At 63.2% G+C, this 10,999-nt stretch carries 10 protein-coding genes; all 10 read right to left on the bottom strand.

Annotated elements, in window-relative coordinates:
- Nucleotides 1–285, bottom strand: a 285-nt coding sequence (locus tag B5V02_RS21805) for a helix-turn-helix domain-containing protein (RefSeq protein ID WP_146606125.1), incomplete at its 3' end; no start/stop codon positions are given.
- Between the two features lie 48 nt (nt 286–333).
- On the bottom strand, nt 334–759 hold the full coding sequence (locus tag B5V02_RS40165; RefSeq protein ID WP_146606124.1) for a hypothetical protein: 426 nt from the start codon (nt 757–759) through the stop codon (nt 334–336).
- Between the two features lie 28 nt (nt 760–787).
- Nucleotides 788–1,789, bottom strand: a complete 1,002-nt coding sequence (locus B5V02_RS21800; RefSeq protein ID WP_167458601.1) for an ABC transporter substrate-binding protein — start codon at nt 1,787–1,789, stop codon at nt 788–790.
- Nucleotides 1,790–1,885: 96 nt separating this feature from the next.
- Entirely contained in the window at nt 1,886–4,753 is a 2,868-nt protein-coding gene (locus tag B5V02_RS21795; protein WP_111546167.1) for an MFS transporter, read from the bottom strand.
- A 420-nt stretch (nt 4,754–5,173) separates the two neighbouring features.
- A complete protein-coding gene (locus tag B5V02_RS21790) occupies nt 5,174–5,425 on the bottom strand; it encodes a DUF768 domain-containing protein (RefSeq protein ID WP_111546166.1) in 252 nt (83 codons plus the stop codon).
- 483 nt (nt 5,426–5,908) lie between these two features.
- On the bottom strand, nt 5,909–6,907 hold the full coding sequence (doeB, locus tag B5V02_RS21785; RefSeq protein WP_111546165.1) for a N(2)-acetyl-L-2,4-diaminobutanoate deacetylase DoeB: 999 nt from the start codon (nt 6,905–6,907) through the stop codon (nt 5,909–5,911).
- A gap of 5 nt (nt 6,908–6,912) precedes the next feature.
- A complete protein-coding gene (doeA, locus tag B5V02_RS21780) occupies nt 6,913–8,091 on the bottom strand; it encodes an ectoine hydrolase DoeA (protein WP_111546164.1) in 1,179 nt (392 codons plus the stop codon).
- 138 nt (nt 8,092–8,229) lie between these two features.
- The gene (locus B5V02_RS21775; protein ID WP_111546163.1) at nt 8,230–9,222 is read right to left on the bottom strand and encodes a cyclodeaminase; all 993 of its coding nucleotides are present in this window, start codon (nt 9,220–9,222) and stop codon (nt 8,230–8,232) included.
- Complete coding sequence (gene eutB / locus B5V02_RS21770; RefSeq protein WP_111546162.1) at nt 9,219–10,217, bottom strand: hydroxyectoine utilization dehydratase EutB; 999 nt, start codon at nt 10,215–10,217, stop codon at nt 9,219–9,221. Before eutB ends, B5V02_RS21775 begins: the two co-directional genes overlap by 4 nt.
- Nucleotides 10,217–10,996 (bottom strand): ectoine utilization protein EutA, encoded by a 780-nt coding sequence (gene eutA / locus B5V02_RS21765; protein ID WP_111546161.1) that lies wholly within the window; start codon nt 10,994–10,996, stop codon nt 10,217–10,219. The genes eutB and eutA overlap by 1 nt, the downstream gene beginning before the upstream one ends.
- Nucleotides 10,997–10,999 lie beyond the last annotated feature (3 nt).

Raw genomic sequence — 10,999 nt, 5'->3', positions numbered from 1 at the left:
CCGCACCGAATGCTCGGCGCTGAGCCGCTCCACCATCTCGTTCAGCGTGATGTCCTTGCGCTCCTCGATCAGCCCGACGATGAAGGCTTCATGCGCATCGAGGCTGGAGGCGCGGCGGCGGCCCTGCCGGCGTGGCGCCAGTTCGCCGATCTTCGCCCGCGCAATCCAGCGGATCGCGCTGGACACTCCCACGCCGAACCGCGCCGCCGCTTGCCGCGCCGACATGCCCTCGTCCGAAGCCTTCAAGACCCGCGACCGAAGATCCCCGCTCAATGCTCTTCCCATCGTCCACCTCCATCGAGGTGGATGTTGAATCAGCACAAAACGCACCCGTCACATCACAATCGATTCATCGATCACAGGACGTGCTCTAGTGGCACAACCACGTCCTTCAGCTTGGTCTCCGGCGATGTCTACTTCAAGGAATCGACAAAAGTTGTCTCTACGGCCGACATGCGGCGCATTGCTGCCATTCGCAATGTGGACAATGAAGGTCGCCTCTGGGTCAGGAGCGACGTTCGCTGACAACCGGTTCCTTCCTGAGCCGCTGACCCAACAGCGGTTTTGCGCCGATACTGTTGAAAAAGTCCGGCGCACCGCGAAGTCGCCACCGATATTAGAATCCAGTTCCACCCCGGCGCATTGCATGGAATCAGGATTGAATTTTGCGGTCTCCGCGGAACGCCGTTCTACGAAAGTGCCACGGGCGACCGCGGCGCGGACTTTTTCAACAGTATCCGCCAGAAGTGGGCGTTCCACCTTGTGGTGCTTGCGTCTACCCTTCGGGTCAGTTGTTCACCGCCTCGGCCACTTGGAGAAAGGCGAAAGGCGGGTAGCGGCCCAGCTTCTTGGCGACCTCCATATTCACGACATAGGCGAAGTCGGTTGCCTGCAAGATCGGAAGGTCGCCGGGGATCGCGCCGTCGCGCAGGATCTTGAGCGCCTGTAGCGCGGCGAGACGGCCGACATCTTCCAGCCGGGCCGCAATGGAGAGCATTGCGTGGTGCTCGCGCACCAGCGGCTCGTATGGGCTCACAACGGCGATGCCGTTCTCGACCGCCGTCTTCGTGAACAACTCGCCATTGGTGTTCAGGAACGAGCTCGATCCGACGTAAAGCCAGCGAACCCCCTGCTCGCGCAATTCGGCCATGCGCTCAGCAATGCGGGCGACGTCCGGTACGCCGTCGTTGCCAGGGTCGATTTCGAGTGCGACAAGCTCGACGCCAAGCGTAGGCGCTATCTTCTTCAGCTCCGCCGCCTTGATCGCCGAGTTCCGCTCGTTCGAGTTGTAAAGCAGGCCGAGCTTGTTAAAATTGGGATCGTACTGGCGGACGATCTCGATGTTGATCGCTTCCGGCACCCGGTTGAAGGTTCCCGCGACATTAGCGCGTCCACTGCCTTCGAAGCTCTTGGCGATGCGCGTGCCGAAGGGGTCGGCAACAATCGTGAAGACGACGGGAATCTCGGTGAGATATGCAGGATTGCCCACGTCGTCCAGTGTGCCGATGACGCCGAGCGTACCGCTCGTGCCAAACGTGAGCACCAGATCGGCCGGCATCTCCCGGGCTTTGGCAACTGCCGCGGGAATGCGCGACTTGTCCTGCTCCAGGTCGATGATCGTGATATCCGTGGCGAAGCCGCTCTCCTTGATCCCTGCCTTGAATCCTTCGCAGAGGTTTTCGCACCCCTCGTAGAAGATGCCCAAGATCTGCTTTCTGTCCGCCGCATGAGCCACGCTCAGCACGGCAAATATGGCCAATGTGAACAGTCCGCGCGCAATCGATCTCACGACGATCCTCCCGTGCGCCCAGAGGCGCCAGCCGCCAACCTACGCCGCCAGGTCCCGACCGGCAAACCAATTCACCGCCAGCTAAATTACTTCCGGCTAACTCATTGGCCGGCTGCCGGGCCCTGCGCCGCTCTTGCCCAGCACCGAGATCCCAAACAACATGGCCCCGCCAAGCGAGAGCGCCGCCACGGTGGCCGTCGCTATGGCGTAGCCATAGAGGCCAGCGAGAGCAGCGACCATCAGGAGGCCGGCGATGCTGGCGAAGCGCTCGATCGTTCGCAATGCACCCAGAACCGGATCGGCGCCCAGATGCTTTAGCTCTGTTTCCGCTATCGACATCGAGAGCGAGACTTGCGCTCCGCGCACCATGCCGCTGCCGATTCCCGAGCCCAGCACCGCAAGGAAAATGGCGATCTGGCTTGGCCAGACGGCCGCCGTCAGCAGCGAGATGCCGCAGAGAATTCCCCCCGACAAGGCCACCGCCGTTACCGGAATCCCCTGCTCCGCCGCGCGCCCCGCAAGCGGGCCGACCAGGGCGATCGCGAGGAAATTGACCATCAGCGTGCGTCCGATGTCCGCCGGCGAAGCACCAAGGGAATCGAGCGTCAAGGCCACGAGATAGCAAATGAAGGCCTGCAGGCAGATGTTGCCGGGGATAGCGATGCCGAACACCAGCGCGGCGAAATGCCTGTTGCGCAAAGAGGCAAGCAGCGGCGGTCGAGACGCCTTGGCACGCGGCCCATCTCTGCGGCTCGCAGTATCGCCGACCAGCGAGAAGATCAGAAGCGCCGAGATCAGGACAAAGGTGGCGCTGAGCAGAAACACGTTGGCCTTGCCCAGCCTATCTGCCAGTACCCCGCCCAGCGCCGTGCCGCAGAATATTCCTCCGAACAATACCTTCGAGAACATTCCGAGCGATCGGTCTCGCTCGTCGCGCGGCGTGTTGTCGATGACGTAGTCCTGGCAGGCGAGCGTCACAAAAGCATAGCCCACCCCAAGGATGCTGCGGGACGCCACAATCTCGGGCACGTTGGTGGCCCAATAGAGCCAAAGATGGGCGGTAATTGTTGGTGCCGCTGCCAGGATCAGCAGTCTGCGCGGTCCGAGCCAGTGGACAAGCGGCCGGGCAAACGGGGAAACCAGCACGATTGCGAGCAAATATCCGCCGAGCGGCAGGCTGATCAGCACGCTTTCGGACAGCCACGGAAAGGGATTGTGTGCCGCCCTCGTGTAAAGCGGCATGAAGGATAGCGGTAGCTCGTCAGCGGCCGCGAACAGAAACAGAGCCAGCCGCAGATCAGTGAAATAGGAAAAGCGCAGGGTCGTCGGCCCATTCAGCGAAAGACCATAGCGCGCCTGCAATGTGGCGAGCCTGGCTCCCCTCGCTCCAGAACCATCGACGCCTTGCCACGCCGCGCCGAACTGCGCGCTGAGGCCTTCGGTGCGCTCGACCAGGATTTGGGCGGCGCGATCGATGGCGATGTGTGCGCCCACCACTACCCGCTTGGAGAAGTCTCCCGCCGCCTGCATGGCCGCCAGCCGCTGCAACCGATCGAGAGCGGCAGTCAGTGAGCGGCTGGTCATCAGCACCATGATCTCGAAGGCCATCAACACGGCGACCACCACGACGACGCCCATATCGAGAAAGACGTCGAGGAACTTCTTGGAGATGAAGGCGGGGTCGACATCGATCACCACGTAGGCGATTTCCTTGCCATCGTGGATGATCGGGTGGCTGCGCACGCCTTTGCGCACGCGCGGCGGAGCCAGATAAGGGTCGATCGGCGTGCCGACCTCCAGCACCACCCGACCCGTGGCCACCGCGACGTATGCGATCTCGGGCAATTGCTCGAGCATATCGGCGAAAAACCCCTCTGCGTTGACGAGACCATCCAGCGGCACGCCCGTCGCCAGTGCGCGCTGCACGTCTTCGCCAACGACCGTGGCAATCAGGTTTGTGCGGGCCGACAGCTCAGGTTCAATGGAGCGATTGACATTGCCCAGCGTGATGACGCCCAAAATCAGGGCGGAACTCACCATCAGCACCGCCGCCAACGGGGCCAGGCGCGATGCGATCTGCCGGGCGAGCGAGCGCAAGGGGTTGGACGCAATCTCGGTCTCGGCAGCCGGCCCGGTAGCAACGACTGTGTCTGCGCCTTCTGGGCGACTGTCCTCTGCAACCGGTGATGCGAAGGCGCCGAGTTCCCGGCTGGCCTCGTCATACTGCCGTCTGGCGTCTGCGAGGTTCGCGCCAAGCTGCCGAATTTGGGGGCCGAAGAGGTCGCGCCAGAACGCCCCGGGGCCACTGGTTGGCAACTTGCCATCAGTACCGATGTCCGCATCGGGCTCGCCGCGAGCAACATTCTCCAGGCGGGCGAGCCGGCGCTGAGGGGTTCCGAGAAGCAGCCTCAGCAGAAGATAGGACAGTGCAGAGAAGGCGGCCCAGATCAGCAGGGCAGTGCGGACGACCTTGCTTACTAAGGCCTGTGAAGACGCTTCGAGCCGGTCCTTCGGATAGGTGACAACGACGGCGCCACTGGTGGCGCCGTCACGGCCGACCACGTTGAACCCGCTGTAGATTTGCTCGCCTGTCTCGGTGCTCCAATTGACGCTTTTCGACAACAGCATCGCTTGCAGTACCTCGTGCGGAACCTCCTTTGGCCGTGACGCGTCGGTGGTGTAGACGATGATTCCCGACGGGTTGAGCGCGTGGACTGCCTTGACCTGATCGTCGATCTCCAGCGCCCGCGCGACGATGGCGTCGCCGCCGCGGATCATCGAAATCGGCAGGCCGAGATCGATGATCGGTTTGAACGAGGTTGCCGTCATCTGGGCGATGACGGAAATTCGTTGCCTTAGAAGGTCGGAAAGCACGGCATTGTGCTGGAGAACCGAAAGGAGACCCACGACGGCTTGCAGGAGGGCGATGACCGCCGAGAAGGTTATCCAGCTTCGAAGAAGCATCGTGGCGCCCCCCCCACGCAAGCGGCGCGGCCAACACTACGTTGAGCGTGCCGGCTTCGCCAGTGGGCCATCGATATCGACTTCGATTTCGAGCATGAGGCGTAGTTGAATGCGCTGCAACGTCTCGCCGCCAAGAGGTTGCTGGCCACACGCGGCGCTGACCGCTGGCGTCCGCTTGGGTCAAAAGCCGACATCGCCTGACATCCGCTCATCGGCGCAAGCCGTTACGGCAACCGCTATCTGACCTTGGTCGCCAATGACGACATGAGCGGGCGCGACGGCAATTTCGTGCCGGCGTTGCCGAAGGCGTGGTTGAAAGAAAAATTTGGTCTGAAAGAGAAGTTTGGCTGAGGGCTGATACGAAGACGCGGGCCGAACAGCCCGCGTTTCAGACACTTTTCCTGGAATTGCTCTGAGCGGCTACTCCGCGGCTTTGGGAGCCTGCTGGTGCTCGTCGGCCTCTGCCGCTTCCTCGAGCCGGGAGGCAATCAGTTCCTGAATGTCGCCGACTTCTTCCTGGATGTCCTCCAGGGGGATGCCGACTTCTGCCGCCTTGGCAGCGCACTCCCTGGCCAGAGTCTCGGCCTGCTTGTCGATCCTGGCCTGGGATGACTGGCAGTGGACCTTTTCGCCAATCCATCCCCGCAAGAACTCGATCGCGTGTTCACTCATACTGCTGTTCCCTGGCGGCAAAGCCGGTTGGTAATCATAAACGCCGACACCCCGCGAAGGATGCATGTCCCCATACGAGCCGAGTCGTCACCAACGGGCAATCCGATCTTGTCCAAGGTCCACAGAGCCAAAGGAAATCGAGGGGTCAAGAGCATTTTCTGTTTCTGAGGGGTCGGTACCTGGCTGGGATCACGCCCAGCTCCGCGCCACTGTTTCTACTTGCTTTTTTCCGGTTTCCGAGCCGATTTCGTCACAATAGATGGCGCAATTCGTAACACATTTACAGTCGCTTCGGGGGCGCTGCCGTTTGGCGCGCGGGTCGAAGCCGCCGGTATATAGTGACATCCTCGGGCAATGTCGACTCCGCGCGCCATCCTGCTTCTTTCCGCCGCGTCGGAGGCTCCGCGAAGGAGGCAAAGCAGGCGAGGACGCTGCAAGGTTTCGGCACTTGACCGCCCGGAGCAGGCCCCCGGGGCGGAACGCTCAGACGTGCACGGCGACCACCGCGGCGCAGTCGCCGGCCTTGACCAGGCCGGGAAAATGCCGCGCCGCCAGCATGCCCGACATTTTTGCCCTGATTTCCTGAGGGGCGATGCCGGTGCGGCCGACGGAATGGATGCGGGCCAGCACACCGCCCCTCTCGACGGGCTCGCCAAGATCGACCATGGTTTCGATCATGCCATCGTCTTCGGCGAAGGAGAAACAATCGCCCGACGGCATGTCGAGCCATTGAGTTCGAGTCTTCTCGACCGCACCATCAACGATGCCGGCATGGCGCAGCACATTGAGAATGCCGCGCCGTGCAATCCGCACGGTTTGCGCGCGCGAGGTGCCACCGCCGCCGAGCTCGGTGCTGACGAAGACCTTGCCCATCTCCTCTGCCGCCGTGTCGTACATGCCGACGGCATCGATCTCGATCATGCGCATCGAGAACGGAGCAGCGAATGCCGCCACCGCGTCGAAGGCTTTCTGCTCCAGCGCCTTGTCGGGCAAAGTGTGCGCGGCGCAGAACGGCACGAATTCCAGCGTCTTGCCGCCGGAATGGAAGTCGAACACGATGTCCGCACGAGGCAGCAATTCGCGCTGGAAGTAGTCGGCGATCTTCTCGGTCACCGTGCCGTTCGGCCGGCCGGGAAAGCTGCGGTTCATATTGCCCTTGTCGATCGGCGAGGTGCGTGTGCCGGCGCGGAAGGCAGGATAGTTCATCGCCGGCACGTTGATCACCGTGCCGCTGACATCTTTCGGATCGAGCGTGCGGGCAAGATCGTAGAGCGCCAGCGGCCCTTCATACTCGTCGCCATGGTTGCCGCCGGAAAGCAGCGCTGTCGGTCCCTTGCCGTTGCGGATGACGCATATCGGGATCATCACCGAGCCCCACGCGGAATCGTCACGGCTGTAGGGCAAACGCAGGAAACCATGCTGGACGCCGTCGCGGTCGAAATCGACGGTCGGCGCGATCGGCGACGGGCGGAGACTGGACATCGGTTTCAATCCTTCACCACCAGCTTGCGCGGCACATTGGCCAGGCACTCTACACCGGTTTCGGTGATCAGGATGGACTCGGTTATCTCCAGCCCCATCGTTTCCAGCCACAGGCCGGTCATGAAATGGAAGGTCATGCCGGGCTTGAGCTCGGTGCGATCGCCGGGACGCAGGCTCATCGTGCGTTCACCCCAGTCCGGCGGATAGGACAGGCCGATCGGGTAACCGGTGCGGTTGTCCTTGACGATACCGTATTTCTTCAGCACGGCGAAGAAGCCGTTGGCGATGTCCTCGCAGGTGTTGCCGGGCTTGGCCGCCGCCAGGCCTGCCTCCATGCCTTCCAGCGTCGCCTTCTCGGCATCGAGGAATTCCTGTGTCGGCTTGCCGAGGAAGACGGTGCGCGACAGCGGGCAGTGATAGCGGTTATAGCAGCCGGCGATCTCGAAGAAGGTGCCCTCGCCCCGCTTCATCGGTTTGTCGTCCCAGGTCAGATGCGGCGCCGAGGCGTCAGTGCCCGACGGCAGCAGCGGCACGATCGCCGGATAGTCGCCGCCAATACCGTCAACACCGCGCGTGCCCGCATCGTAGATCTCAGCGACGAGATCGCATTTGCGCATGCCGACTTCGATCTTGTCAAAGATGCGCTGGTGCATCGCCTCGACGATGCGGGCGGCCTTGCGCATATAGTCGATCTCGGTCGGGCTCTTCACCGCGCGCTGCCAGTTGACCAGCGCGGTGGCGTCGACAAAGCGGGCATGGGGCAAATGCTTCTGCAGCGATGCGAAGGCGGCAGCCGAGAACCAGTAATTGTCCATCTCGACGCCGATGCTGAGCTTGCCCCAGCCGCGATCGGCAAGCACGCTGGACAGGAAGTCCATCGGATGGCGCTCGGTCGACTGCACATAGTGGTCGGCATAGCCGACGATGTTGTCATGCGCGAGATAAGCGGTGCGCTTGGCGCCGTTGGCGTCCTGGCCGCGGCCATACCAGACCGGTTCGCCCGATGGCGGCACGATAACCGCCTGGTGCACATAGAACGACCAGCCGTCATAGCCGGTCAGCCAGGCCATGTTGGAGGGATCACTGACGATCAAAAGATCGACGCCCTTGGCCTCCATGGCCTGCCGGGTCTTGGCGAGGCGTTCCGCATATTCGCCGCGCGAGAATTTCAGATTCGGCATCATTCTTTTGCTTCCTCGTTTGTTGGGCCTTGGAACCCGCTTCAACTTCGTTGAATCTGGCTCCAGATAATTTTTTGTTTGAGCATGATCTCTTCGGAAAACCGGTTCCCACTTTTCCGGATCATGCTCTTTCGGCCAGCATCAGCTTTCGAAAATGGTTCCGGCATTGGCCGCCCGCGCCCGGTCGCGGGCCAGCGTGGCGATCGCCGTGTCCTGCACGCCGGTGCCGGTGAGATCGGCGATGGTGATGTCGCTGGCCGAGCGCCGCCCGTGTTTTGCGCCGGCGATGATCTGGCCGAGTTCAGTCACCTCCGCATCCGCGGCCATCACGCCCGCCGCGATGGCGTGATGCAGCTCACCCAGCCGTCTTGTCTGGCTGGCGCTGTCGGCGACATAGAGATCGGCCATGCGCAGGATGGCTGGTGCGATCTCGTTCTTGTGCTCCGCGTCCGATCCCATCGCGGTGATGTGCTGCCCGGCGGAGACAAATCCCGCCTTCACCAGCGGCTCGGTCGACGGCGTGGTGGTGACGACGATGTCGGCGCCGGCAATCGCGTTTGCCGCATCGGGCTCGGCGCGCACCGCGATGCCGAGCTTTTCGCGCAAGGCGCCAGCGATCATCTCCGCCTTGACGGCATCGCGCGCCCAGATGCGCGCCTCGGCGATCGGCCGCACCAGCATGAGCGCTTCGAGCTGCAATCCGGCCTGCACCCCGGCGCCAAAGATCGTGGCCACCGAGGACTCCGGCCGCGACAAATGTTTCGCCGCGACAGCGCCGGCCGCCGCCGTGCGGACATCGGTGAGATAGCCATTGTCGAGCAGCAGCGCTTCGACCAGGCCTGTCTTGGCCGACAGCAGCACCATCATGCCGTTGACGCTGGGCAGGCCGAGTTTCGGATTGTCGAAGAAGCCGGGGCTGATCTTGATGGCGAAGCAGTCGATGCCAGGCACATAGGCGGTCTTCACATCGACCTCGCCGCGATGCTCGGGAATGTCCAGCCGCAGGATCGGCGGCATCGCCACCGGCAGGGTGGCGAGCGCGCGGAAAGCGTTTTCGATGCAAGCGACGGCATCGAGATCGAGCGTCACGATAGTGCGTAGTTCTGCTTCGGTGAGGATGGTCATCCGGCTCATGCGGCGTGCTCCTTCAGCGATGGCGCCTCGCCGCAGACGATCTTGCGGTGGGCATTCATATCGATGTTGCGTCCTGAAAGAAGCACAACCACCGGGCCGTTCGCGTTGACCTTGCCGGCGAGCAGCGCCGCGATGCCGACCGCGCCGGCGCCCTCGACGATCTCGCGTTCTCGTTCGTAGGCGTGGCGGATGCCGGCGGCGATCTCGTCCTCGCTAAGCAAAATGACATCGTCGAGCAGGTCGCGGCACATGGCGAAGGTCAGCCGGTTGTCGAGGCCGATGCCGCCGCCGAGCGAATCCGCCAGCGTCGGCAGTTCCTCCACCGGTACCGGGCGGCCGGCGTCGAGGCTTGCCTTCATCGCCGCACCGCGCGCCATCGAAACGCCGACGATTTTTGTCCTGGGACTGACGCCCTTGACGGCTGCGGTAACACCCGCCGCCAGCCCACCGCCGGACAGCGGCACCAGCATCAGCGCAGCATCCGGGACCTGCTCGATCATCTCCAGCCCGAGCGTGCCTTGCCCGGCGATGATATCGGGATGGTCGAAGGGCGGCAGCATGACCAGCCCCTCTTGTGCCACCAGCCGATCGACTTCCTGTTGCGCATCGTCCTGGCTGTTGCCGACAATGCGGATTTCGGCGCCAAGCCGGCGGATCTCGTCGAGCTTGTTGCCGGGCACCAGATGCGACATGCAGATCACCGCGCGCATGCCTTCGAGTTTCGCCGCATGGGCAAGTGCCCGGCCATGATTGCCGGTCGACGCCGCGATCACGCCACGTGCCTTCTCCGCTGCGTTCAGCGAAGCGACAGCATTTGAGGCGCCGCGCAATTTGAAGCTGCCAGTGGTCTGCCGGTGTTCGAGCTTGAGGTGGACGGGAACGCCGAAGCGTTCGGACAGGTTTTGCGAGAGCACGGTCGGCGTACGCTCGACCTTGCCGGCAATACGCTCACGCGCGGCGCGAATGTGCTGAGGGCTAACCTGTGTCATGATCATCAATCGCGCGGCAAGGGCAGCGTCATCAGGCGGCCGAATTCGGGACGGGCTGTCTCGTCGCCGCAAAGCCGCAAGCAGTTCCAGGCGGTCGCCTGGTTGCTGGTGATAACGGGACGGCCGATCGTCTGTTCCATTCCGGTGACCGCGAGCGCACCGCGAAGCGCCGTGCAGGACACGAACAGCGCATCGGCACTCGCGTGTGTCGCCTCGCGCGCGAGATCGACAAGCGCTGCCGGTGCGATGCGCGCCATCTCGCGATCGTCGTCGAAGCCGAGGCAGGTGACGCTGGCGATGTCGAACCCATGTGCTGCGAAATAGGCCGCCATCGGCCGGCTGGTCTCGACCGTATAGGGGGTGAGAATGCTGATCTTGCTTACGCCCAGCGCACGCAGCCCGCGCACGCCGGCCATTGGCGGCGTGACGACCGGCACACCGGGCTTGGCGGCCTGGATCGCCGCCTCGATCTCGGCATCGCCGATCACCACCGAGGCCGAAGTGCAGGAATAGCAGATGGCGTCGAGCGGCTCGTCGGGCAGGATCAGAGCCGCACCCGCCGTCAGCGCCGGCTGCATCTTGCGCAGATTTTCCGGCGTCGTCGGGTTGGCATAGGGAATGCGCGCGACATAGACGCCGATCCGCTCGCTCGCCACCATGCGGCGAAAATCCGGTTCGGTCGTGTGGTCGGTGGCAAGGATGATCAGGCCGACGCGCCGCTCCAGCGGGCGGCCGTCGAGCACCGGCCGTTCAGGATAGACCTTGATCTCGGGCAAGGGTTTCACGAA

This window comes from Mesorhizobium kowhaii, assembly GCF_003253745.1.
GTDB classification, from domain to species: domain Bacteria; phylum Pseudomonadota; class Alphaproteobacteria; order Rhizobiales; family Rhizobiaceae; genus Mesorhizobium; species Mesorhizobium kowhaii.
Note: the sequence above shows the minus strand (reverse complement) of the source record. Positions and strands in the feature narration are given on the sequence as shown.